General features: G+C 70.9%; 21 protein-coding genes. 14 read left to right on the top strand and 7 right to left on the bottom strand.

All coding sequences use genetic code 11. The features are described from left to right. Nucleotides 1–184: 184 nt before the first annotated feature. From ABEA24_RS16285 to ABEA24_RS16230, 12 genes are all read left to right on the top strand, one after another. Nucleotides 185–691, top strand: coding sequence for a hypothetical protein (locus tag ABEA24_RS16285; protein WP_345431673.1), 507 nt, complete (start codon nucleotides 185–187; stop codon nucleotides 689–691). A gap of 185 nt (nucleotides 692–876) precedes the next feature. Further along, on the top strand, nucleotides 877–1,296 hold the full coding sequence (gene tsaA, locus ABEA24_RS16280; protein WP_345431672.1) for a tRNA (N6-threonylcarbamoyladenosine(37)-N6)-methyltransferase TrmO: 420 nt from the start codon (nucleotides 877–879) through the stop codon (nucleotides 1,294–1,296). Nucleotides 1,297–1,359: 63 nt separating this feature from the next. Beyond that, nucleotides 1,360–2,367 (top strand): glycoside hydrolase family 18 protein, encoded by a 1,008-nt coding sequence (locus tag ABEA24_RS16275; protein WP_345431671.1) that lies wholly within the window; start codon nucleotides 1,360–1,362, stop codon nucleotides 2,365–2,367. A gap of 372 nt (nucleotides 2,368–2,739) precedes the next feature. Then, nucleotides 2,740–2,931, top strand: coding sequence for a hypothetical protein (locus ABEA24_RS16270; RefSeq protein WP_345431670.1), 192 nt, complete (start codon nucleotides 2,740–2,742; stop codon nucleotides 2,929–2,931). A gap of 414 nt (nucleotides 2,932–3,345) precedes the next feature. Next, a complete protein-coding gene (dapA, locus tag ABEA24_RS16265; protein WP_345431669.1) occupies nucleotides 3,346–4,284 on the top strand; it encodes a 4-hydroxy-tetrahydrodipicolinate synthase in 939 nt (312 codons plus the stop codon). Nucleotides 4,285–4,401: 117 nt separating this feature from the next. Then, nucleotides 4,402–6,081 carry a ribonuclease J gene (locus ABEA24_RS16260; protein WP_345431668.1) on the top strand — a complete coding sequence of 560 codons (1,680 nt, stop codon included), beginning with the start codon at nucleotides 4,402–4,404 and terminating at the stop codon, nucleotides 6,079–6,081. A 119-nt stretch (nucleotides 6,082–6,200) separates the two neighbouring features. Further along, nucleotides 6,201–8,765: a DNA translocase FtsK gene (locus tag ABEA24_RS16255; RefSeq protein WP_345431667.1), complete on the top strand. Its 2,565-nt coding sequence runs from the start codon at nucleotides 6,201–6,203 to the stop codon at nucleotides 8,763–8,765. Nucleotides 8,766–8,974: 209 nt separating this feature from the next. Beyond that, the gene (locus ABEA24_RS16250; RefSeq protein WP_345431666.1) at nucleotides 8,975–9,712 is read left to right on the top strand and encodes a helix-turn-helix domain-containing protein; all 738 of its coding nucleotides are present in this window, start codon (nucleotides 8,975–8,977) and stop codon (nucleotides 9,710–9,712) included. A 179-nt stretch (nucleotides 9,713–9,891) separates the two neighbouring features. Continuing rightward, on the top strand, nucleotides 9,892–11,367 hold the full coding sequence (gene rimO, locus ABEA24_RS16245) for a 30S ribosomal protein S12 methylthiotransferase RimO (protein ID WP_345431665.1): 1,476 nt from the start codon (nucleotides 9,892–9,894) through the stop codon (nucleotides 11,365–11,367). Continuing rightward, nucleotides 11,364–11,972: a CDP-diacylglycerol--glycerol-3-phosphate 3-phosphatidyltransferase gene (gene pgsA, locus ABEA24_RS16240; RefSeq protein ID WP_345431664.1), complete on the top strand. Its 609-nt coding sequence runs from the start codon at nucleotides 11,364–11,366 to the stop codon at nucleotides 11,970–11,972. The genes rimO and pgsA overlap by 4 nt, the downstream gene beginning before the upstream one ends. Further along, a complete protein-coding gene (locus ABEA24_RS16235; RefSeq protein ID WP_345431663.1) occupies nucleotides 11,944–13,218 on the top strand; it encodes a CinA family nicotinamide mononucleotide deamidase-related protein in 1,275 nt (424 codons plus the stop codon). The genes pgsA and ABEA24_RS16235 overlap by 29 nt, the downstream gene beginning before the upstream one ends. Nucleotides 13,219–13,329: 111 nt before the next feature. Further along, nucleotides 13,330–13,701 (top strand): helix-turn-helix domain-containing protein, encoded by a 372-nt coding sequence (locus tag ABEA24_RS16230; RefSeq protein ID WP_345431662.1) that lies wholly within the window; start codon nucleotides 13,330–13,332, stop codon nucleotides 13,699–13,701. A 162-nt stretch (nucleotides 13,702–13,863) separates the two neighbouring features. On the opposite strand, the gene ABEA24_RS16225 is transcribed toward ABEA24_RS16230, so the two are convergent. After that, nucleotides 13,864–14,448 carry a dihydrofolate reductase family protein gene (locus ABEA24_RS16225; protein ID WP_345431661.1) on the bottom strand — a complete coding sequence of 195 codons (585 nt, stop codon included), beginning with the start codon at nucleotides 14,446–14,448 and terminating at the stop codon, nucleotides 13,864–13,866. A gap of 216 nt (nucleotides 14,449–14,664) precedes the next feature. On the opposite strand from ABEA24_RS16225, the gene ABEA24_RS16220 reads away from it, so the two are divergent. After that, on the top strand, nucleotides 14,665–15,135 hold the full coding sequence (locus ABEA24_RS16220; protein WP_345431660.1) for a Dps family protein: 471 nt from the start codon (nucleotides 14,665–14,667) through the stop codon (nucleotides 15,133–15,135). 61 nt (nucleotides 15,136–15,196) lie between these two features. Here the strand turns inward: ABEA24_RS16220 and ABEA24_RS16215 are convergent, their stop codons facing one another. The 6 genes from ABEA24_RS16215 to ABEA24_RS16190 all read right to left on the bottom strand — a co-directional run bounded on the left by ABEA24_RS16215 (nucleotide 15,197) and on the right by ABEA24_RS16190 (nucleotide 21,230). Continuing rightward, nucleotides 15,197–15,991 (bottom strand): DNA-formamidopyrimidine glycosylase family protein, encoded by a 795-nt coding sequence (locus ABEA24_RS16215; RefSeq protein ID WP_345431659.1) that lies wholly within the window; start codon nucleotides 15,989–15,991, stop codon nucleotides 15,197–15,199. A gap of 77 nt (nucleotides 15,992–16,068) precedes the next feature. Beyond that, a complete protein-coding gene (locus tag ABEA24_RS16210) occupies nucleotides 16,069–16,536 on the bottom strand; it encodes an RrF2 family transcriptional regulator (RefSeq protein WP_345431658.1) in 468 nt (155 codons plus the stop codon). 128 nt (nucleotides 16,537–16,664) lie between these two features. Next, nucleotides 16,665–18,125 (bottom strand): glycoside hydrolase family 3 protein, encoded by a 1,461-nt coding sequence (locus ABEA24_RS16205; RefSeq protein WP_345431657.1) that lies wholly within the window; start codon nucleotides 18,123–18,125, stop codon nucleotides 16,665–16,667. Next, nucleotides 18,122–18,964 (bottom strand): carbohydrate ABC transporter permease, encoded by an 843-nt coding sequence (locus ABEA24_RS16200; RefSeq protein ID WP_345431656.1) that lies wholly within the window; start codon nucleotides 18,962–18,964, stop codon nucleotides 18,122–18,124. The genes ABEA24_RS16205 and ABEA24_RS16200 overlap by 4 nt, the downstream gene beginning before the upstream one ends. Further along, nucleotides 18,961–19,932, bottom strand: coding sequence for a carbohydrate ABC transporter permease (locus ABEA24_RS16195; protein ID WP_345431655.1), 972 nt, complete (start codon nucleotides 19,930–19,932; stop codon nucleotides 18,961–18,963). Before ABEA24_RS16195 ends, ABEA24_RS16200 begins: the two co-directional genes overlap by 4 nt. An 11-nt stretch (nucleotides 19,933–19,943) precedes the next feature. Further along, nucleotides 19,944–21,230, bottom strand: a complete 1,287-nt coding sequence (locus tag ABEA24_RS16190; protein ID WP_345431654.1) for an extracellular solute-binding protein — start codon at nucleotides 21,228–21,230, stop codon at nucleotides 19,944–19,946. A gap of 214 nt (nucleotides 21,231–21,444) precedes the next feature. On the opposite strand from ABEA24_RS16190, the gene ABEA24_RS16185 reads away from it, so the two are divergent. Further along, a complete protein-coding gene (locus tag ABEA24_RS16185) occupies nucleotides 21,445–22,635 on the top strand; it encodes an ROK family transcriptional regulator (RefSeq protein ID WP_345431653.1) in 1,191 nt (396 codons plus the stop codon). Nucleotides 22,636–22,717: the final 82 nt, after the last annotated feature.

Here is a 22,717-nt window from a genome sequence, read left to right as displayed (position 1 = left end):
TCGGTAGGTCTTCCGTACCAATCCGGATTGGTGCTGCGGACTCTGGCGGGCCCGTTCAGTGATCGCGATAGTTCATCGGGTCACTGTTCGCGGCCCCGTCATCGGCCGATCGCCGGCGGGGCGTATCGAGGGCGGTCCCTCACCTTCGACGGGCGGGCGGCCCTCTGTCGGAAGGAAATTCTCGATGCGAATCTCCCGTGGGCTTGCCGTCTCGGCGCTCACCCTTGCGGCCGGCGCGACCGTGCTCGCCGCCGCCCCGGCCGGCGCGGCCACGACGAGCGGAACGGGCGCGATCAAGCCGCCGGCGAAGCTCAAGACGTGCTCCGGAACCTGGGCGAAGAAGGGCGGCGTGGCGAAGGTCGTCTTCCACAAGCGCGCCGGCAAGGGACAGAAGCTGACCTGGGATCTCTACATCACCAAGGCCGGCAAGGACTGGTTCGGCCCGGGCGTCATCACGTCGATCGAGAAGGCGTCCGTGAACGGCAAAGCGATCAAGTCGCCGTACAAGACGACCAAGGCGCCGACCAGGAACACGAACTTCAAGGGCAGCCTGCTCAACTACACGCTGGTCAAGACCGGGAAGACCGGCACCATCAAGAAGGGTGACCGCCTGGTCCTGCCGTGGCACTTCCTCGGCTCACGGATGGGTCACATGACCAGCTACACGGTCACCTGCAAGGTGCCCGCGTAACACGTCAGGCCCGATCCCGGAGGTCCCGGCCTCGCCGGTCCTCCGGGATCATCTCGTCGTGAACCGGCGTCGCGGTCGCCGCGGAAGTCGGCCGCGTCGCCGTGCGGTCGTTTCGTCGTCGAAAGCGAAGACCACGGCCTGATCGACCGTCATGATGACGTCGGCACGCGACGATGAGGAGAGTTGTGACCGAGAGCTCGTACGAGGTGCGCCCCATCGGCCGGGTCGAGTCGCCGTTGACCGATCGCGCGTCGGCTCCCCGGCAGGGCGACGAGGGAGCGCCGGACGCGTGGCTGGTCTTCCGCGAAGACGTGCATGAGGGACTGCGCGACCTTCGGGTGGGGGACGAGGTCATCCTGCTGACGTGGTTCGACCGGGCGGCCCGTGACGTGCTGGTCGTGCACCCGCGCGGCGACCTGGCCCGGCAGCGTCAGGGCGTCTTCAGCACGCGTTCGCCCGACCGGCCCAACCCGATCGGCCTGCACCGGGTGACGATCCTCGCGATCGAGGGATCGCGCATCCTGGTCAAGGACCTCGAGGCCCTGAACGGCACGCCCGTCGTCGACGTCAAGCCCGTCCTCGCCCAGGACACCGCCGAACGCTGATCGCGGAGCCCCGCGAACCGCCGGGCCGTCCGTCGCGTCCGAACTTCTGATCAAGGGAGGGGCATGACGCGGCGACTCGTCCGTACGGCGGCCTGGGCCTGCGCGGTCCTGCTCGGCACGTCAGCGATCTTCTTCGCGCACACGTGGTTCGCCTGGCAGCGCGAACCGCCGGTGTACGGCGGCACCGTCAACGCGCTGTGGGCCCGGCACCAGTGGGTGGGGGAGACGCACACCGAGGCCGAGTACCGCGGGCTGGCGGACACGCTGACCCGGAACCGGATCACCGACGTGTTCTTCCACGTCGGGCCGCTCGCCGGCGACGGGGAGATCCCGCCGTCCCGGTACGCCCACGCGCGTGAACTGCTCGCCGCGCTGCGCCGGCTGGCGCCCGGCGTGCGCGCCCAGGCGTACGTCGGGCAGGTGGAGCGTTCCGGCGGCGGCCCGCTGGACCTGCGCGCGGCGGCGACCCGGGCCCGGATCCTGGAGGCCGACCGCGCCCTTCTGGACCTGGGGTTCGCCGGAATCCACTACGACATCGAGCCGATCTTTCCCGACGACCGGAACTTCCTCGACCTCCTGACGCGCACGCGCGAGCTCACCCGGGCCCGGGGCCGGCTGCTGTCGGCCGCACTCGAACAGCCGACCCTCGCCGACTGGGCGCAGCCGCTGTTCCGGCTGATGCTGCCGCGAGGGAAGGACCACTACCCGCCGCGGCCGACGACCGCGTATCTGCGGGCCGTCGCGGACCGCGTCGACCAGGTGGCGATCATGACGTACGACTCCGAGGCGCCGACCCGGGCGCTCGCCGGATGGCACTTCGCCCACCACACCGAGCGGGTGCTGTCGCTCATCGGCGACCGCGTCACCGTCTTCATGGGGGTGCCGACCTACCGGTCGCCGACCCCGTGGGCCGAGGACCTGCCGACCGCGCTGCGGGGCGTACGGCAGGGCGTCGCCGGGCTGCGCCGCCCGCCACGGCGGCCGTACGGGGTCGCGGTGTACGCCGACTGGACGACCGACCCCCGGGAGTGGGCCGCGTATCGCGCAGGCTGGCTCGGCGAGCCGCGCTGAGGCGGGTCGCACGGGGCCCGGCCGCGTATCGCGCAGGCCGGCTCGGCGAGCCGCGCCGAGCGGCCGCGGGAGGGGCCGGGCGACGACCGCGCAGGGTGGTCGGGGAGTCGCGTTGAGGCGGTCGCGGGAGGGGTTCGGCCACCTGCCCCGCGTCCCGTCCGCCACTCGCGCGGACAACTAAATCTGACGATTGCGTTACATGCCCCGATAGGTGATTAAATGGCTCGTCTCCGCAGGTCAAAGCACTTCCCCGTGGTTCCCCTGACCGCTCTCGGCCATGTGATCGAACCGTCGTCGCACGGGGAAGGATTTTCGTCGACCGTGGCGCGGATCGCCTCGGCTGGCGGTGTGGGAGGTTCGGGAGAGATGCACATGGAGGACACTGTCCAGGGAGCGGCCGGTCAGCTCCAGCAACTCACGGCCGATTATTCGGGCTGGAGGTTCGGGCTGGGGGGCTCCGGGCACTGGTGGGCGGTACGGCGCAATGAGTGCCTCCGCGCCCGGAGCAAGGAAGAACTCGAAGTAAAGCTCCGACAGCGCCTCGAAGCCCGGCCGGACGCCTAGCGGGCTGACGGGCTGACGCGTGGATGCGCGCGCCTCGGTGGCCGGTGCGCCGGTCGGGTGGGTGACCGGCGCGGAGAGCCCCAGACCCCTGCCACCGAGGCGCGCATCCTCCGCCGGGAGAGGCTCCGCCAGCCCCGCCAGACCCCGGCGGAACCCCATCCCACTCACTCCAACGTACGAGAGGCGCTCAAGGTTCTCCGGTAACGCCGGTTTTCTGAAATCCGATGCTGAAGTGCGCCGTCGGAACGCGTACCCCCGAGCGCGTTCCGGCGGCGCCTCTCGTTTCACGGCCGTTCGCGCAGGCGGCGGGCTCCGGATCACGGCCGGTTCCGCACGACGGGACGACCCACGGCGCGGGCGACACGGGGGTCCCCGCGGCTCCCGGCCACTGCCGATGCCCGGTAAGTTCGGAACATGGCACCCAGCACGAACGCCCTGCCGCAGGGACGTGACGAGTCCGCGCCCTTCGGCCGGATGCTGACCGCGATGGTCACCCCCATGGCCTCCGACGGCACCGTCGACTACGACGGGGCGGCACGGCTGGCCGCGTACCTCGTCGACGAGCAGCGCAACGATGGCCTCGTCGTCAGCGGGACGACGGGAGAGTCGCCGACGACGAGCGACGAGGAGGACGAGCGCCTGCTGCGCACCGTCCTGGATGCGGTCGGCGACCGCGCGACGGTCGTCGCCGGAGTCGGCACGAACAACACCGTGCACACCCTCAAGCTCGCGCGCCAGGCCGAGCGGGCCGGCGCGCACGGGCTCCTGGTCGTCACCCCGTACTACAACAAGCCGCCGCAGGACGGCCTCGCGCGCCACTTCACCACGGTGGCCGACGCGACCGGCCTGCCGGTGATGCTCTATGACATCCCGGGCCGTACCGGCACGCCGATCGCGGCCGAGACGTTGCTCCGGCTGGCCGACCACCCGCGGATCATCGCGGTGAAGGAGGCCAAGGGCGACCTGTTCGGGGCCTCGAAGGTGATGGCCGAGACCGATCTGGTCTTCTACTCCGGCGACGACGCGCTGAACCTCCCGTGGCTGTCGGTCGGCGCCGCGGGCTTCGTCAGCGTGGTCGGCCACGTCGTAGGCGCCGACCTGCACGAGATGATCGACGCGTTCCTCGGCGGGGACACGCGGCGGGCCACCGAGATCCACCGCAGGCTCCTGCCCGTGATCACCGCCATCATGACCCGCACGCAGGGCGTCATCGCCACCAAGGCGGCGCTGTCCCTGCTCGGGCTTCCCGGTGGATCGGTCCGCCCGCCCCTGGTGGACGCGACGCCGGAGTTCACCGCCGCGCTCCGAGAGGACCTCGTGGCCGGCGGCGTCAAGATCGTGGAGGGTCCGTGAGCGGACCACTGGTTTCCAAGGCATCGCCGGAAAGGCGAGCCGCTGATAGGTAGGAGGGCGCGTGACCAACGCGCATGACCTTGCCCCCGCACGGTCCGGCGAGAGGGAGCGGAGCCGATGAGTCATCCGCACCCCGGCCTGAGTGCACCGCGACCGCTCGTCCGAGGGGGCCTGCGCATCGTGCCGCTCGGCGGCCTCGGCGAGATCGGCCGCAACATGACGGTCTTCGAGTACGACGGCCGGCTGCTCATCGTCGACTGCGGTGTGCTGTTCCCGGAGACGGAACAGCCCGGGGTCGACCTGATCCTGCCGGACTTCGACTACATCCGTGACCGCCTCGACGACATCGAGGGGATCGTCCTCACGCACGGGCACGAGGACCACATCGGCGCCGTGCCGTACCTCCTCCGGGAGCGCGCGGACATCCCCGTCATCGGCTCGCGGCTGACCCTCGCCCTGCTCGAGGCCAAGCTCGCCGAGCACCGCATCAACCCGGTGGCGCTCCGGGTCGCGGAGGGCGACACGCAGTCCCTTGGACCGTTCGATTGCGAGTTCCTCGCGGTCAACCACTCCATCCCGGACGCCCTGGCGGTCGCCGTCCGCACCCCGGCCGGTCTCGTGCTGGTCACCGGGGATTTCAAGATGGACCAGCTGCCGCTCGACGGCCGGCTCACCGACCTGGGCGGGTTCGCCCGGCTCGGCGAGGAGGGCATCGACCTGCTCCTGTCGGACTCCACCAACGCCGAGGTCCCCGGTTTCGTCACCAGCGAGCGCGAGATCGGCGTCGTGCTGGGCGACGTGCTCCGCGTCGCGGAGAAGCGCGTCATCGTGGCGTGCTTCGCCTCGCACGTCCACCGCGTCCAGCAGGTCCTGGACGCGGCGCACGCGAGCGGCCGCAAGGTCTGCCTCGTCGGCCGGTCGATGGTGCGCAACATGGGCGTCGCCCGCGACCTGGGCTACCTCCAGGTGCCCGCCGGGATCATGGTGGACCAGAAGGAGATCGACGATCTCCCTGCCGAGAAGGTGGTGCTGGTCTGCACCGGCTCGCAGGGCGAGCCGATGTCGGCGCTGTCGCGGATGGCCAACCGGGACCACCAGATCCGGATCGAGGAGGGCGACACGGTGATCCTCGCGTCGTCCCTCATCCCCGGCAACGAGAACGCCGTCAACCGCGTCATCAACGGCCTCACCCGCTGGGGCGCGAAGGTCGTGCACAAGGGCAACGCGCTCGTGCACGTCTCCGGGCACGCTCCGGCCGGCGAGCTGCTGTACGTGCTGAACATGACCCGGCCGAGCAACTTCATGCCGGTCCACGGCGAGTGGCGTCACCTGCGCGCCCACGCCCGGCTGGCCGAGCTCACCGGCGTCCCCGCCGACAGCGTCATCATCGCCGAGGACGGCGTGGTGGTGGACCTCGTCGACGGCAAGGCGGCGGTGGCCGGGGCGGTCCGCGCCGGGTACGTCTACGTCGACGGCCTTTCCGTCGGCGAGATCACCGAGACGTCGCTCAAGGACCGCCGCATCCTCGGCGACGAGGGGTTCGTCTCCATCGTCGTGGTCGTCGACTCCGAGAGCGGCAAGCCCCTGGGCGGACCGGAGATCCACGCGCGCGGGGCCGGGATCGACAGCTTCGACGCGGTGCTCCCGCGCATCGAGGACGCGCTCGACGACGCTGCCGCCGACGGGATCAACGACGCGCACCAGCTCCGGCAGGTCGTACGCCGCACCGTGGGCCGCTGGGTCAACGAGACGTACGGCCGCCGCCCGATGATCATCCCGGTGATCGTCGAGGTGTGAGCCTCCGACCGGTCCGGCCCATCGCGGGCCGGACCGGTCCGGCCCGATCAGGGCCTGTTCGGCGACACGCCGTCCCGAATTCACAGGTCGGCGGGCGGGTCGCCGCTACTCTCGCCATCATGGCCACACGTACGCCCGGGGGTGCTAAGGGCTCCTCCTCTGGTACGCGTGGCGGCACGGCGCGAAGGCCCGCCGCCCGTAAACCGGCGGCCGGCAAGACACCGGCCGCGAAGACGACGGCACGCGGCTCGACGGCGCGCAAGCGCCAGTCGGGCGCGTCGAAGCCGGCGGCACGCCCCCGCGGGCCGCAGCGGCCCGATCCCATCACCGCACTGTTCCTCGGCTTCTGGCAGTTCGTCGCCCAGGTGTGGCTGCTGCTGGCCCGTGCGGTCGGCGGGGTGGCGCGCATGTTCGGGCGCGGCGCCCGCGAGCTCGACGAGGAGCACCGCCGCGACGGGCAGGGGCTCGCCTTCCTCGGCCTGGCCATCGTCCTGGCCGCGGCCACCTGGTTCGACCCGGACACCTGGGCGCTCAAGTACCTCGGGCGGCTCATCAGGGACTGCCTCGGAACGCTGGCCATGGTGCTGCCGCTGATCTGCCTGCTGCCGGCCTGGCGGCTGCTGCGCCACCCGGAGCGCAACGGCGACGTCGGCCGCATCCTCATCGGTTGCGCGGCGCTGGTCGGGGGCATCGTCGGCATCGTCCACATCGCGCACGGCACGCCGTACCCCAGTAAGGGCGAGCACGCGCTGCAGGACAGCGGCGGCCTGTTCGGCTGGCTGCTGTCGGCGCCGCTGACGAGCACGGTCACCGCCTTCGTCGCCGTCCCGCTGCAGTTGCTGCTGGTCGGCTTCGGCCTCCTGGTGATCACCGCCACGCCCGTGCACCGGGTGCCGGACCGGCTCGCCGAGCTGCGCGACCGGATGATGCTCCGCGAGCCGGAGGACCGCCCCGAGGCGGCGGAGCCCGCGGCAAAGAACAAGAAACGGTCTCGCAAGACCGACGTCGAGCTCGGCGAGCACCACAAGCCGTACGACACGCCGGTCGTCTCGGACCGCACCACGCGCGCCGACGAGATCTTCGAGGAGGACGAGGGCCCGAGCCTCGCCGACGAGCTGCTGTCGCCCCCGGAGCCGCCGGCCCTCCCCCCGCCGCCCGACCCGACGCCCGCGCCGCGGATCACCGAGCAGCTCACGCTGTCGACCACCGCTGCGGGCGACGGGTCGTACACGCTGCCGAAGCCCGGCATCCTGAAGCCCGGCTCGACCGTCAAGCCGCGCACCAAGGCCAACGACGTCGTCGTGAACGCGCTGTCGGAGGTGCTCGACCAGTTCGGCATCGACGCGCAGGTCACCGGCTTCACCCGGGGGCCGACGATCACCCGGTACGAGATCGAGCTCGGCCCCGCCGTCAAGGTCGAGCGGATCACCGCGCTGGCCAAGAACATCGCGCTCGCCGTCAAGAGCGCCGATGTGCGGATCATCTCCCCGATCCCCGGCAAGTCCGCGATCGGCGTCGAGATCCCCAACACCGACAAGGACATCGTCAGCCTCGGCGACACCCTGCGCTCCTCGGTCGCCACGAGCGACCACCACCCGATGGTGGTCGGCCTGGGCAAGGACGTCGAGGGCCGTACGGTCATCGCCAACCTGGCCAAGATGCCGCACATGCTGATCGCGGGCGCCACCGGCGCCGGTAAGTCGACGTGCATCAACGGCCTGATCACCTCGATCCTCATGCGGTCGACGCCCGACGAGGTGCGCATGGTGCTCGTCGATCCGAAACGGGTCGAGCTCACCGCGTACGCCGGGATCCCGCACCTCATCACGCCGATCATCACCAACCCCAAGAAGGCGGCCGAGGCGCTGCAGTGGGTGGTGGGCGAGATGGACCGCCGGTACGACGACCTGGCCGCCTCCGGCTACCGCCACATCGACGACTTCAACAAGGCCGTCGTCGCCGGGAAGCTCACCGCGCCGCCGGGCAGCGAGCGGGTCTACACGCCGTACCCCTACCTCCTCGTGATCGTCGACGAGCTGGCCGACCTGATGATGGTCGCGCCCCGCGACGTGGAGGACTCGGTCGTCCGCATCACCCAGCTCGCCCGCGCCGCCGGAATCCACCTCGTGCTCGCCACCCAGCGGCCGAGCGTCGACGTCGTCACCGGCTTGATCAAGGCGAACGTCCCGTCCCGGCTGGCGTTCGCGACGTCCAGCCTCGCCGACAGCCGCGTCATCCTGGACCAGCCCGGCGCGGAGAAGCTGGTCGGCCAGGGTGACGCCCTGTTCCTGCCGATGGGCGCGAGCAAGCCCATGCGGCTGCAGAACGCCTACGTCTCCGAGAAGGAGATCCACGACGTCGTCGAGCACTGCAAGAAGCAGGCCGAGCCCGACTACCGCGAGGACGTCTCCGCGGCGGAGACGCGCAAGAAGGAGATCGACGAGGACATCGGTGACGACCTCGAGCTGCTCATCCAGGCGGCCGAGCTGATCGTCTCCACGCAGTTCGGCTCGACCTCGATGCTGCAGCGGAAGCTGCGCGTCGGGTTCGCCAAGGCGGGCCGGCTGATGGACCTGCTGGAAAGCCGCAACATAGTGGGGCCCAGCGAGGGGTCGAAGGCACGTGACGTGCTGGTCAAACCTGATGACCTGCCCGGTGTGCTGGCGACGCTTCGCGGTGAGTAGCGATCGAGATCTTGGGGTAGCTGACTTATACCGCGTTGCACGTCGCGTCTCAGGTCCGGCCTTCATAGACTGATCGCGGAGCGGGAGGCGACCCGGCGGCGCGGCAGCTGAACACCGCCACGAGGTTCCCAGGAGGCGCCGTGACCGAGCGAAGCGAGGGAGCCATTCAGGACAGCACCATTGGTCACGGTGCCGACGAAGGAGGCGCCGTGACCATCGGTGGCACTCTCGCGAAGGCCCGCGAGGAGGCAGGTCTCACCGTCCCGCAGGTCGCCGGCCGTACCTGCATCCGCGAGACGGTCATCAACGCCATCGAACGCGACGACTTCAGCATGTGCGGCGGCAACTTCTACTCCCGCGGGCACATCCGCAGCATCGCCCGTGCCGTCGGGATCGATCCCGAGCCGCTGGTCCAGGACTACGACGACGCGCACGGCGGGTCGCCGCAGGCGGTCTCGGCCCGGGAGGTGTTCGAGGCCAAGACCCCGGTCAAGATCCTCGAGCGGCGCTCGCCGAACTGGACCGCCGCCATGGCGGCCGCCATGGCCATCGTGGTGATCTACGGGATCTTCCGGGTCGCCACCGGCGAGGAGCGGCACAAGTCCGCCGAGCGGGCCGCCGCGCCGGCCGCCCCGACCCAGGCCGCGATCCGGCCGTCGCGCAGCGCGGCCGTGGCCCAGGCGCCGCGCAAGGAGGTCACCGTCAGCCTCAAGGCCAAGCGGGCGAGCTGGCTCAGCGTCCAGGACGCCAAGGGCAAGCAGCTGTTCAGCGGCGTCATCCGCCCCGGCCAGTCCGAGGAGTGGACGGCCAAGAAGCGCATCCTTCTCGTCATCGGCAACGGCGGTGGCGTGCACCTGACCGTCAACGGCAAGAATGTCGGCTCGCCCGGCCAGGACGGCCAGGTCGTACGGCTCAGCTTCGGCCCGGGAGATCCACAGAAAGGCTGACCTGCCTGATCATGGCGATCGGCTCATTTCCCTGAGCGACATCGGGGATCACTGAGCTGATCAGAGACACTGAGGGCCGTCCCCTCTCTGAGGGCCAGTACCGTATGGAGAATGTCCAGCCCGCGTACTGAGCCCGGGGCGGTGCCTGGCGCGCCCCCCGCGAGAGGGGAGCGCCGCGCGTGAGCACCGCCGACCATTCCACCCATTCGGCGGATCGCCGCACCGTCTCCCTCGTCACCCTCGGCTGCGCACGCAACGAGGTCGACTCCGAGGAGCTCGCGGCCCGTCTGGAGAGTGCGGGCTGGTCGCTCGACGACTCCGGCGACGCCTCGGTGGTCCTCGTCAACACCTGCGGCTTCATCGACGCCGCGAAGAAGGACTCGATCGACACCCTGCTCGCGGCGTCCGACTCGGGGGCGAAGGTCGTGGCGGCCGGGTGCCTCGCCGAGCGCTACGGCGCGGAGCTCGCCGAGTCGCTACCCGAGGCCGACGCGGTCCTGAGCTTCGACGACTACGCCTCGATCGGGGAGCGCCTCGACGACGTCATGGCCGGGCGCGAGCACCGGCCCCACACGCCGCAGGACCGTCGCAGGCTGCTGCCGCTGAGCCCGGTGGAGCGGTCCGGAGCCGACGTCCAGGTGCCGGGTCACGGCACAGTCCGGGACTCCGGCACCGGGACCGCCCGCCCCGCACCGCCGGAGGACTCCGGCCCGGACCTGCCCGAGGGCGTCGCACCCGCGAGCGGTCCGCGCGTCATGCGCCGCCGGCTGGGCAGCGGCCCCGCCGCGCCCCTGAAGCTCGCGTCCGGCTGCGACCGGCGATGTTCGTTCTGCGCCATCCCGGCCTTCCGCGGAGCGTACGTCTCGCGCCGTCCCACCGAGATCCTCGACGAGGCGCACTGGCTGGCCGCCCAGGGCGTCCGCGAGGTCGTCCTCGTCAGCGAGAACTCCACCTCGTACGGCAAGGACCTCGGCGACCTCCGACTGCTCGAGACACTGCTGCCGGAGCTCGCCGCCGTCCCCGGGATCGAGCGCGTCCGGGTGAGCTACCTTCAGCCCGCCGAGCTGCGCCCCGGGCTGATCGAGGCCATCGCCACGACACCCGGCGTCGCGCCGTACTTCGACCTGTCCTTCCAGCACGCCAGCGGCCCGCTGCTGCGCCGCATGCGCCGCTTCGGGGACCGCGAGCGGTTCCTCGGCCTGCTCGAGCAGATCCGCGCCCTCGCCCCGGAGGCCGGCGTGCGGTCCAACTTCATCGTCGGCTTCCCCGGCGAGACCGAGCAGGACGTCGACGAGCTGGCGCAGTTCCTGAGCGCCGCCCGCCTGGACGCGATCGGCGTGTTCGGCTATTCGGACGAGGAGGGGACCGAGGCGGTCGGCTTCGACGGCAAGCTCGACGCCGCCGAGATCGACTCCCGGGTCGCCGACCTGTCCTCGCTCGCCGAGGAGCTCACGGCCCAGCGCGCCGAAGAGCGCATCGGCTCGGCCGTGGACGTGCTGGTCGAGGAGCCCGGCGAGGGCCGGGCCGCCCACCAGGCCCCCGAGATCGACGGCGGCGTGACCCTCAAGGGCGACGCACCGGTCGGGCGGATCGTCCGGGCCCGCGTCGTCGAGGCGATGGGCGTCGACCTTCTCGCCGTCGTGGACGGGCCATGACGACCTCCGCCGGCGACGACCCGATCACCCCGCCGGCGGCCCCGCAGGCGGGCGTGCTCAACATCGCGAACGTCCTGACCGTCGTGCGCCTGTTGCTCGTCCCGTTCTTCGTCTGGCTGATGTTCCTCGAGGGCACCTGGTGGCGGGTCGCCGCGCTCGCGCTGTTCGCCGTCGCGTCGCTCACCGACCGGTTCGACGGGGAGCTCGCCCGCCGGCGCAACCTCATCACCGACTTCGGCAAGATCGCCGACCCGATCGCCGACAAGGCGCTCACCGGATCGGCGCTGATCTGCCTCTCGCTGCTCGGCCGGCTCTGGTGGTGGGTGACCATCGTGATCCTGGTCCGCGAGGTGGGGATCACGCTGCTGCGGTTCGTCGTCATCCGGTACGGCGTCATGGCCGCCAGCCGCGGCGGCAAGCTCAAGACCATGCTCCAGGTGATCGCGATCGGGCTGTACATCATGCCGGGCCCGATCGACCCGCTGCGCTGGATCGTCATGGGGGCCGCCACGGTGGTCACCGTCGTCACCGGCCTCGACTACCTCGTCAAGGCCTGGAAACTCTGGAAGGACGGGCGTGCGAGTCGAGCTGCTGACGGTCGGTGACGAGCTGCTGCGCGGCGACACGGTCAACGGCAACGCCGGATGGCTCGGACGACGCCTCACGGAGGCGGGCGTCCAGGTCGTCCGCGGCGTGGTCGTCCCCGACGAGACCGAAACGATCATTAAGGCGCTTCAGGAGGCCCTGGAACGCGCCGACGCGGTGATCGTGACCGGCGGCCTCGGTGGCACCGTCGACGACGTGACACGGGACGCTCTGGCCCGCGCGGCAGGGGTGGGCCTGCACCGCGACCCCGCCCTCGAGGCACGGCTGCGGGATCGGGCCGCCACGCGCGGCGTCCCGCTGCTGGAGTCGGCGCTGCGGATGGCCGACGTCCCCGACGGCGCCCGGCTGCTGCCGAACCCGGCCGGCACCGCGCCCGGCCTGCGCGTGACGTTGCCGGGCGGGGTCGCGTACGCCGTGCCGGGCGTGCCGCACGAGATGCGCGCCATCGTCGAGGAGTCGGTGCTGCCCGAGCTGGGCGGCACGCCGGTGCCGGCCCACGTGCTGCGCACCGCGACGGTGTGGGAGTCGGTGGTGGCGGGGCGGCTGGCGCCGGTCGAGGCGCTTCCCGGCGTACGGGTCGCCTACTACCCGTCCGCGGGCGAGGTCCGGGTGCGGATCGAGGCGGACGCCGAGGAGGGCCTGGCCGAGGCCGCGGAGATGGCGCGGAAGCTGCTCGGCGGGGCCGTGTACGCCGAGGAGGACGTCGCCCTGGACCGCGTGGTCCACCGTCTCCTGGCCGGGCGGAACGCCACCGTCGCGGTTGCGGAGTCCCTGACCGGCGGCCTGCTCGGCGCTGAGCTCACGGGAATGCCGGGCTCGTCGGCGACGTTCCTAGGAGGCGTGGTCGTCTACGCGACCCCTCTCAAACATCTGCTCCTCGGCGTGCCGGCGGACCTGCTGGCCGCCCACGGAGCGGTTCACCCCGACGTCGCCGCCGCGATGGCGGCCGGTGTTCGCGAGCGCCTCGGCGCGTCGTACGGACTCGCCGTGACGGGGGTGGCCGGGCCGGATCCGCAGGACGGGCAGCCGGTCGGCACCGTGCACGTCGCGGTGGCCGATTCCGGCGCTCATCCGAGGGTTAAGTCGGTCCGGCTGCCGGTCAATGGCGACGGCGAGCGCGCCCGCGGCCCGATCCGCAGGATGACGGTCGTCCATGCACTTGACCTGTTGCGCCGTCATCTGCTCACACTGGAATCCTGCGAGCGTTGGTCCGTCACGGCGGGCGACGGGGAAGAGCCGGGGTGATTACAGCGTTACGTTGGAAGCGAACATGAAAGTTTCGGTCTGCCACGTGCATCGTGAAGACAGGTACGGTGGAACCGGTAGATGAGTCAGGACACACGGAGGGAGCGAGACATGGTCCTGCTTCGTCAGCTGCTCGGCGACGTACTCCGGCAGCTGCGGCTGCGCCAAGGCCGTACCCTCCGGGAAGTTTCCGCGGCGGCACGCGTGTCGCTGGGTTATCTGTCCGAGGTTGAGCGGGGACAGAAGGAAGCCTCCTCGGAGCTGCTCGCCTCGATCTGCAAAGCCCTCGGCGTGCCGCTCTCGCACGTGCTGCGCGACGTCTCCGATCAGCTGGCGCTGGCCGAGCTGCAGCAGGAGCCGGTGATGGCCGGTGCGCCGCCGGAGCACGAGCGGCTCGACGGCGACCGGATCTCGGCCGACGCCATCCCCGCCACCCCAGAGACGATCGAGAACGCCCTTCGCGGCGACATGGTCGCGGCCTGACGCCCCTTCCAGACGCGCAGGCGCCCCGGTCGCGGAAGTCCGCGGCCGGGGCGTTCGCGTCCGGCGACCGGGCCGCCACGCCCGACCTCGCCGCGACCGTACGGTCCGTCTCGTCCTACGGCCGTGCTGCGAGCGTACGGGCGCGCCGCGTCCTTGGACCGCTCAGATACAGGGGCCTTTCTCCTTCGCCGTTGTGGTGGGGCGGTACCGTACGTTCACGACCGATGTGGGGTCGCCTTCGCCTACGTGGTGGAGGCGGATCGGCTCACTCCCGGGGTTCTCGTAGAGCCGGACGCCCTGGCCGAGCAGGACCGGTGCGATGTGCAGGTCGATCTCGTCGATCAGCCCCAGTTCGAGAAGCTGACGGCCGATGGTGGGGGAGAGCACTTCGAGGTTCTTGCCGCCGGCCGCCTCCAGCCCGATCCGTACCGCCTCGGCCGGGCCGCAGTTCAGGAACGTGACTCTGTCGGCGGGCGTCGCGTCCGCGGGGTGGTGGGTGAGCACGAAGATCGGTCCGTCCCAGGCACCGCCGTAGGGGCGGCTGTCATCCACCGCGGCGTCCCAGCCGTCTCGGCCGCCCAACACGGCACCCGTGGTCTCGACGTACTCCTCGACCAGGCCCGGACGGGACGAGATCCCGGTCATCCAGTCCATTGCGTGGTTCGGCCCCGCCACGAAGCCGTCCAGTGACATCGTGAAGTGCCAGAGCACCTTCCCGCCTGCGGTCTGCGGCGCGGTGTCGCTCATTTGTCGCCTCCTGCGGTGATCGACCATTCAGATGCTTGGACCGGCGGTCCCACGAGAACTCATCGCGCCGCGGGAGGGGTGCGCCGGGCCTCGAGGCTCGCGACCTGCGGCGTTCGGACCCAGGCCCTACGACAGCAATCACGATTACCCCGTTCCTCGCCGGGAAGGGTCGCCCATGACAAAGGGATTCGACCTGATTCAGGAGGGGACCTGGCGATGTCGACCGTGAAGAGCCCGCTGTCCGACGAGGCGCGCAAGGTCACCGGCGCCGCCTTGCAGGAGTCACTGGTAGACCTGATCGACCTGCATCTGCTGGCCAAGCAGGCGCACTGGAATCTCACCGGGCGCCACTTCCGCTCCATTCACCTGCAGCTCGACGAGGTCGTCGCCACCGCGCGCGACCACGCGGACACCGTGGCCGAGCGGGCGGTGGCGATCGGTTTCAACCCGGACGGCCGGGCGCGTACGGTGGCCGAGACGACCAAGGTCCACCAGCTGGACTCCGGCTACCTGCACGACGACAAGGTGGTCGCCGCGATCACCGACCTCCTCGCCGAGATGATCCAGCGGTTCCGGGCCCGCATTGCGACCACCGACGAGTCGGACCTGGTCACGCAGGACCTGCTGATCACGATCGCGCAGGACCTGGAGAAGCAGCACTGGATGTTCGAGGTCCAGCGGCGCTGAGGGAGAGGCTGCGGGCCCCGAAGACGTCATGGCGGCGGAGGATCTCCGCTGTCATGACGCTTCATGACGGTGGATCGCGCCGCGGCTGGCAGGAGGGGCACCAGAACGTGATCCGCTCCTCGGGCCGGTCGCCCTGGTCCGCCCGCCGGATCGGCGTCCCGCAGCGCCGGCAGGGCCGGCCGGCCCGCCCATAGACCCAGGTCTCGGCGCCGCGCCGGCGGTCGCCGGTGGTGACCTGACCCACGTGGTCCTTGTTGGCGTCCATCAGCCGGCGGGCGTGCTCGACGAGCGCCTCCAGGCCGGGGACCTCGCCGACGGGACACCAGGGGTCCACGCCCCGCAGGAACAGCGCCTCCGCCTTGTAGAGGTTGCCGATGCCGGCGAGGCGGGTCTGGTCGAGCAACGCCTCGCCGATCGCCCGCTCCGGATCCTCGCGCAGGAGGCGTACGGCCTCGGCCGGGTCCCAGTCCGGGCCGAGCAGGTCGGGGCCCAGGTGGCCGACGACCTGGTCCTCCCGGGAGGTTCGCACGACGTCGACCATGCCGAGGGAGAATCCGAGGGCCTGCCATTCGGCGTTCGCCAGGACGAGCCGCAGCCGGTGGTCGCGCGGGGGACGCGTGCCCGCCGGCCGGATCCGCCACGCGCCTTCCATCCGCAGGTGCGTGTGCACGGTGACGTCGCCGTCGACCCGGATGAGCAGATGCTTGCCCCGGGACACCACCTCGAGGACCGAACGGCCGGTCAGGTCGGTCGTGGCGTAGCGCGGCACGCGGAAGTCGCTGCGCGTGAGGACCCGCCCGGCCAGCGCCGTATGCAGCCGCTTCGCGGCGGCCCAGACGACGTCCCCCTCCGGCATCGCGCCTCCCGGCCGTTGCTAGCGGGTGTCCGGTAGATCTTTGTCCGGCTGCGCGGTGCTACCCACCGGACACCCCCCTAGCTCCGGAAGGCGGGGGAGTCCCAGGCGGCGGGGTCCTCGGTCAGCTTCTGCACGGCGGACGGCAGCTCGCCCGAGGCCACGTCGGCGAGGGTCACCTGCTCCAGGATGGCCCGCTCGCTGGCCCGCAGCGCGATCCACACGACCTGCAGGGCGCGCGCCGGCCCTTCGTACCCCAGGTGCTCCGGCCGCTCCCCGCGCACGCCGACGAGCGGACCGTCGATGGCCCGGATGATGTCGGCCAGCGAGATCTGCTCCGCCGGGCGGGCGAGCCAGTAGCCGCCCTCCGGACCGCGCTGACTGCGGACGAGACCCGAACGGCGCAGCTGGCTGAGGATGTTCTCCAGGAACTTCGGCGGAATCTGTTGGGCCTCGGCGAGCTGGACGGCCGTCACGGGGCGCTCACCGCCGACCGCTAGTTCGGCGGCCGCGCGCAGCGCGTAATCGACCCGGGCGGACAATCGCATGCTCTGATTATCCCGCCTCGCCGGAACTGATCACGCCAGCCGACCCCCTTTTCCGACCGGTGTTCGGTGTTTTTCCCCGTAGCGACCCCTCGTTTTGTGCCCTACGTCACAGTTTCCGCGCAGTGTGTTCACGTCAACGCGTCCCCGGAGACGGGGCGCAGGAGGCCGATCGCCTCCGCCGCGGCTCGGGCGTTGGCGCGCGTCGCCCCGTACGTCGCGACGTACGTGACCCCCTCCGGTCGCCACACCGGCAGGCCCATCTCCACCAGGACGGCGTCCGGGCGCGCGGCCAGCAGCGTCGACACCAGCGCGCGATGCCCCGTGTACCGGTGGGCGTCGCGGACGACGATGACGAGTGACCGCCCGTGGGCACGTTCCAAGAGACCATGGGAGTCGGCGTCGCCGGCCTCCACGGGCACCACGTCCGGGGCCCAGGGGCCGAAACCCCACGGGACCGGCCCGACCGCGATGTTCGACGGCGCCTGGATCTCGATGATGAAGGGGTTCGGGGAGACCGAGGGGCTGCCGGTGACCCGGACGGCCCGGCGGGCGGCCTCCAGCCCGGCCGCGCGGTCGATCTCGGCGCTCCCGGCGGTGGCGAGCCACGCCTTGAGCCCGGCGACCCGCGCCGCGGCCTCCTCGAGCCGCTCGCCGGGCAGCCGACCCTGGCGTACGGCCTCGACGATGTGCTCGCGGATGGCGCGCACGCTGTCCTCGAACTCCTTCGAGCCCAGGCACAGGAGATCCGAACCCGCCAGGAGGGCACGGACGGACGCCTCGGGGATGCCGACCGCACCGCTGGCGGCGCGCATGTCCAGAGCATCGGTGACGACCGGCCCCGTGTACCCGAGGGCACCGCGCAGCAGCCCGGTGACCGCGGCGTGCGAGAGGGTCGCGGGAGTGTCGCCGGTGAGGTCCGGAACGCGGAGGTGGCCGGTCATGATGGTGGCGACGCCGGCGTCGATGGCGGCGCGGAACGGGACGAGCTCGCGCCGTTCCAGCAGCGACAGGTCGGCGTCCACCGTCGGGATCTCCAGGTGGGAGTCCTGGGAGGTCGCGCCGTGGCCGGGGAAGTGCTTGGCGCACGCGGCGACCCCGGCCTCCTGCAACCCGGCGACCGCCGCGGCGACGTGCCGTGCGACGAGTTCGGGGTCGGAGCCGAACGCCCGGGTTCCGATGATCGGATTGTCGTCGGCGGTGTTGACGTCCGCGGACGGGGCGAAGTCCAGGTTGACCCCCACCTCGCGCAGTTCGGCGCCGAGCGAGCGGAACACCTGCCGGGTGACGGCGGGATCGTCCAGGGCGCCGAGCGCGGCACTGCCCGGGTACGGGCTGCCGGTGTCATGCGCGAGCCGCGTGACGTCGCCGCCCTCCTCGTCGATGGAGATCAGCGGATCGGCGTGCCCCCGCAACGCCGCGGTGAGCTCCGCCAGCTCGCCGGTGCCCGGCACGTTGCCGTTGATGGCGAAGAGGGTCACTCCGCTCATGCCCCGCTCCAGGCCCTCCAGGACCCAGCGCGGCGGCGTGGCGCCCGGGAAGGGGGCCAGCAGCGTGGCGTTCGCGAGGCGCTCGAGAGACGGGTCGCTCATCCCTTCACCGCCCCTGCCACCAGGCCGGACACCATCCGGCGCTGAACGAGGAGGAAGAACGCGACGACGGGCAGGGTGAGCAGCGTGGACGCCGCCATGATCGGGCCCCAATCGTTTCCGGATCGGCCGAAGAAGAACTGCAACATGATGGGCAAGGTGGCCTTGTCCTGGTCTTTGAGGAACGTGAAGGCGAACACGAATTCGTTCCAAGCGGTGATGAAGGAGAAGACGCTCGTCGCCACGAGGCCGGGCGCGACGAGCGGGAGCAGTACCCGGAAGAAGATCCGCAGGGGTCCGGCGCCGTCGAGCGCCGCGGCCTCCTCCAGTTCCCGGGGCACGGCCGCGACGAATCCGCGCAGCATCCAGATGCCGAACGGCAGCGCGAACCCGACGTACACGGCGATCAGGCCGGCCAGGCTGTTCAGCAGGTCCATCCGCTTGAGATCGATGAACAGCGGGATGACCAGCGCCTCGCACGGGATCATCTGCACGACGAGCAGCATGATCAGGAAGGTCGTGCGGAACCGGAAGCGGAACCGCGCCACGGCCGTCGCCGCCAGGAGCGCGAGCAGCCCGGAGATCGCCACGGTCGCGATCGCCACGACCGCGCTGTTCACGAAGTAGTCCCAGAAGGAGACCCCGGCGACGCCGCCGTCCACCACGGAGCGGAAGTGCCCCAGGGTCGGGTGCTCCGGCAGCGGGTGCGGCGTTGAGCTGAAGATCTCTCCGTTCGGCTTGAACGCCGTGGAGATCATCCAGAACACGGGGAAGGCCGACACGAGGAACACGGCGATGCCGGCGGTGTTCAGCGCGACACGGCGCCACAGCGGGGCCCTCATGCCGTCCCCTCCTGACGGATGACCATCCGCGCGTACATCGCGGTGACGAGCAGCACGATCAGAGTGAGGACCACGGCGATCGCCGAGCCGAGGCCGTACCTGGCGTTGAGCGAGCCGAACGCCTCGGAGTAGCCGTACAGCGACAGGTTGAACGCGTCGCGGTTGGCCAGGCCCGACATGACGAAGAGCTGGGTGAACACGCGGAAGTCCCAGATCACCGAGAGCACCAGCAGGACGCTGAAGATCGGCCGCAGCAGCGGGAAGGTGATCTTCCAGAAGCTCTGCCACGGACTGGAACCGTCGACGCGGGCCGCTTCGTACAGCTCGCCCGGCACCGTCCGCAGCCCGGCGAGCACCGAGACCGCGACGAACGGGAACGACATCCACACGAGGCAGATCGTCAGGACCGTGTACGTCGGCAACGGCGTACCGAACCAGTTGTAGTTCGCCCAGCCCGATCCCACCAGGGCGTCCGGCAGGAGGTCGAGGAACCAGTTGACCAGGCCGCCGGTGGTGCCGAACAGCCAGGAGAAGATGATCGCGGCGGTGATCGGCGGGGTCGCCCAGGCGATCAGCACGCCTCCCGCGACGAAGGCCGACATTCGGTTGCCGAGCCGGTTGATCAGCAGGCCCACGAGCGTCCCGATCAGCAGGGTCGCGGTAACCGCGACGACCGCGAACAGGACCGTGTGCCGGAACGTGGTCCAGAAGAACCCGTCGCCGAGGATCTGCCGGTAGTTGGCGAGGCCGACGTTCTCGGCGGGCTCCCCGCGGAGCTGGCGCACGCCGACCTTCTCGAAGGACATCCGGCCGATCTGGAAGACGGGCCACATCAGCAGCACGCCGATGACCAGGAGCGCCGGCAGGATGAGCAGGTACGGCCCGGAGCGCGGCCGGCGACGACGCCGGACCGGGTGGGCGGTGTCCCGGTCCGGCGCCCGCCGCACCGGCTGAGCGGTGTCGAGCATGGAGCGATCCCTTACTGGTTGAGCAAGGAACCGGCCTGCTGGTCGGCCTTGTTCAGCTCATCGTCGGGGGACTTGCCCTGCATGATGGCCTTGACGGCGTTCGGCAGCACCTTCTTGGCGCCCTCGTAGTCGGCCCAGCCCTTGCTCGTGGGCGTGAACCGGACGCCGCCGGCGGCGGCCTGCGCGAAGGGACCCATGATCGGGTCGTTCTTGTACGTCGCGCTCTGCAGGACGTCGGTGAACTGCGGCAGGAACTTCAGCGTGGAGGCGAAGGCCTGCGCGTTCTTCTTGCTGTCCAGCACGGTCAGGTAGTCGAACGCGACGTCCTTGTACTTGCTGTCCTTCCAGACCGCCAGGTCGGAGCCGCCGGAGAAGACCGGTGCGAGGCCGCCGGTCTTGCCCGGGATCGGGAAGACGCCCCAGTTCGCGGCGTCCTTGGCGTTGACCTTCTGCAACTGGGGGAGGGCCCAGCTGCCGTCCATGTACATGCCGACCTTGCCGAGGGCGAAGTCCTGCTGGGGTCCCTGCAGCTCGTTCTTGCCGACGTACTTGTCCGGGGCGACCTTGTCCTTGTTCACGAGGCCCGCGTAGAACTGGACGGCCTCCTTGGCCTGGGGCTGCGAGAGCGTGCCCGTCCACTTGCCGCCCTGCTTGGTGGCGACGTCGCCGCCGTTGGCCCAGACGAAGCTGAGGATGCCGTTGGTGAAGTCGCTCGGCGCGGCGATGCCCGGCACGCCCTTCTTGTCCTGGATCTTCTTGGCCGCGTCGACGAGGCCGGCCCAGGACGTCGGGGGCTGGATGCCCAGGGCCTTGAACCAGTCCTTGTGGTACCAGACGGCCCGAACGCCGCCGTACCACGGAGCGGCGTACGTCTTGCCGTCCGCCTTGTCGTTGGCGAGGGCGCCCTGGTTGAGGTCCTTGCCCTCGGCCCAGCCGCTCAGCTTGTCGCTGATGTCGGCGAACGCCCCCTGCTCGATCCAGGACTGCACGTCGGTGTTGCCGACCTCGGTCACGTCGGGGCCGGAGCCGCCGGCGATCGCGGTCTGGAATTTCTGGGTGGCCTGCGGCCAGGGGATGTACTGCACCTGGACGTCGGTCTTCGGGTGTTTCTGCTGGAACTCGGCCTTGACCCCGTCGAGGAACTTGGTCTGCTCGGGGCTGCCGTCGCCCATCTGCCAGACGACGATCTTCGCTGGGTCCTTGCCTCCGGCCGAAGTGTCCTTCTTGTCCTTGCCGCCACAGCCCGCGACGGCGACCGCGAGGGCGGCGGCTGTGGCGGCGGCCTTGGTGAACCGCATAATGGAACTCCCTTCGGTCGCGCCACCGGTGCATACGTCGCCGTACGGGATCCGAGTCGTTAGGTGTCGTATGCGCTGGTGGTGGAGCGCTTCTACAGTCTGAGCTGTAGCGTCTCGTACCTGAAGTTGGGATACGGGCTTGCTGGTGGCTAAACTAACAGGAAACTTTCCTAAGTAATAGGTCGTTAGCAAATCGATACGGAGGGAGTCGGAGATGCCGAGTCGCCCGGGGACGCCGAGGCTTCTGCGCGAGCTCAACGACCGATCCGCCCTGGATCTTCTCGTGAGCTCGGGCCCGCTCACCCGGGCGCAGATCGGGCAGCACACAGGCCTGTCCAAGGTCACCGCGTCTCAGCTGCTCTCCCGGCTGCAAGAACGCGGCCTCGTGACCGTCGTCGGCGAACAGGCCGGCGGGCGAGGACCCAACGCCGCCCTGTACGCCGTCGTGCCCTCCAGCGCGTACGTCGCCGGCCTCGAGGTCGGCCCGAACCGCGTGACGGCCGGCATCGCCGACATCACCGGGGAGACCGCCGCCGAGGTGACCGTCGACCCGAACGGCGTGGACGACCCGGTGTCCGTCATCCACGACGTCGTCGTCAGGGCGTGCCGCTCCGCCCGGATCCCGCTCGCCAAACTGCAGGCGCTGGTCCTCGGCACCCCCGGTGTCATCGACCCGCGCACCGGGGACGTGCAGTTCATCTTCGACCTGCCGCACTGGCACGCGGGCATCCTCCAGGCGCTCCGTCGCGACCTGCGGCTCCAGGTCACCATCGAGAACGACGTGAACCTCGCCGCGCTCGCCGAGCGGGCCGATGGCGCAGCCCGGGACGTCGGCGACTTCGCGCTGCTGTGGGCGACCCGCGGCGTCGGGCTCGCCGTCGTACTCGACGGCCGGCTGCACCGCGGCGTCTCCGGCGGCGCCGGAGAGATCGGCTACCTTCCCGTGCCGGGCATGCCGCTGCCCGACGAGGACACCGAGTCGGTGACCTGGGGCATGCCGGCGCTCGGCGGCGGCCTCGGCGCGCTCGTCGGCGCCGACGCGATCCGCGAGCTCGCCGGCCGGTACGGCTTCGCCGCCCCGACCGCGACCGAGTGCGTGCGAACGGCGGCCGAGGCCGGAGAGGACGGCGAGCCGTTCATGCGCGAGCTCGCCACGCGCCTCGCGTACGGCGTCGCGTCCGTGACGATCGTGCTGGACCCCGAGCTGGTCGTGATCGCCGGGGACATCGGAAGGGCCGGAGGAGAACGCCTCGCCGGGCTCGTCGAGGAGGCCGTCGGGCGGATCTGCCCCACCCGGCCGCGCGTCGCGCTGACCCGCGTCGAGGGCAATCCCGTCCTGCGCGGAGCGCTGCTCGCCGCCCTCGACCGCGCCCGGGAGGAGGTCTTCTCCGCGTCGTCCTCCTGAGCGGTTCCGGGCCCGTTGCCCGGTCGTGACGCAGCGTTGCACTACGGGTGAGTTCTGCCGTCGTGTACGGATCATTTGTGCG

This window comes from Actinoallomurus vinaceus (assembly GCF_039542055.1).
GTDB classification, from domain to species: domain Bacteria; phylum Actinomycetota; class Actinomycetes; order Streptosporangiales; family Streptosporangiaceae; genus Actinoallomurus; species Actinoallomurus vinaceus.
Note: the sequence above shows the minus strand (reverse complement) of the source record. Positions and strands in the feature narration are given on the sequence as shown.

Coding starts and splice junctions, on each gene's coding strand:
- ABEA24_RS16285 (WP_345431673.1), top strand. CDS start 185: ATGCGAATCTCCCGTGGGCTTGCCGTCTCGGCGCTCACCCTTGCGGCC.
- ABEA24_RS16275 (WP_345431671.1), top strand. CDS start 1,360: ATGACGCGGCGACTCGTCCGTACGGCGGCCTGGGCCTGCGCGGTCCTG.
- ABEA24_RS16270 (WP_345431670.1), top strand. CDS start 2,740: ATGGAGGACACTGTCCAGGGAGCGGCCGGTCAGCTCCAGCAACTCACG.
- dapA (WP_345431669.1), top strand. CDS start 3,346: ATGGCACCCAGCACGAACGCCCTGCCGCAGGGACGTGACGAGTCCGCG.
- ABEA24_RS16260 (WP_345431668.1), top strand. CDS start 4,402: ATGAGTCATCCGCACCCCGGCCTGAGTGCACCGCGACCGCTCGTCCGA.
- ABEA24_RS16255 (WP_345431667.1), top strand. CDS start 6,201: ATGGCCACACGTACGCCCGGGGGTGCTAAGGGCTCCTCCTCTGGTACG.
- pgsA (WP_345431664.1), top strand. CDS start 11,364: ATGACGACCTCCGCCGGCGACGACCCGATCACCCCGCCGGCGGCCCCG.
- ABEA24_RS16230 (WP_345431662.1), top strand. CDS start 13,330: ATGGTCCTGCTTCGTCAGCTGCTCGGCGACGTACTCCGGCAGCTGCGG.
- ABEA24_RS16225 (WP_345431661.1), bottom strand. CDS start 14,448: ATGAGCGACACCGCGCCGCAGACCGCAGGCGGGAAGGTGCTCTGGCAC.
- ABEA24_RS16220 (WP_345431660.1), top strand. CDS start 14,665: ATGTCGACCGTGAAGAGCCCGCTGTCCGACGAGGCGCGCAAGGTCACC.
- ABEA24_RS16215 (WP_345431659.1), bottom strand. CDS start 15,991: ATGCCGGAGGGGGACGTCGTCTGGGCCGCCGCGAAGCGGCTGCATACG.
- ABEA24_RS16210 (WP_345431658.1), bottom strand. CDS start 16,536: ATGCGATTGTCCGCCCGGGTCGATTACGCGCTGCGCGCGGCCGCCGAA.
- ABEA24_RS16205 (WP_345431657.1), bottom strand. CDS start 18,125: ATGAGCGACCCGTCTCTCGAGCGCCTCGCGAACGCCACGCTGCTGGCC.
- ABEA24_RS16200 (WP_345431656.1), bottom strand. CDS start 18,964: ATGAGGGCCCCGCTGTGGCGCCGTGTCGCGCTGAACACCGCCGGCATC.
- ABEA24_RS16195 (WP_345431655.1), bottom strand. CDS start 19,932: ATGCTCGACACCGCTCAGCCGGTGCGGCGGGCGCCGGACCGGGACACC.
- ABEA24_RS16190 (WP_345431654.1), bottom strand. CDS start 21,230: ATGCGGTTCACCAAGGCCGCCGCCACAGCCGCCGCCCTCGCGGTCGCC.
- ABEA24_RS16185 (WP_345431653.1), top strand. CDS start 21,445: ATGCCGAGTCGCCCGGGGACGCCGAGGCTTCTGCGCGAGCTCAACGAC.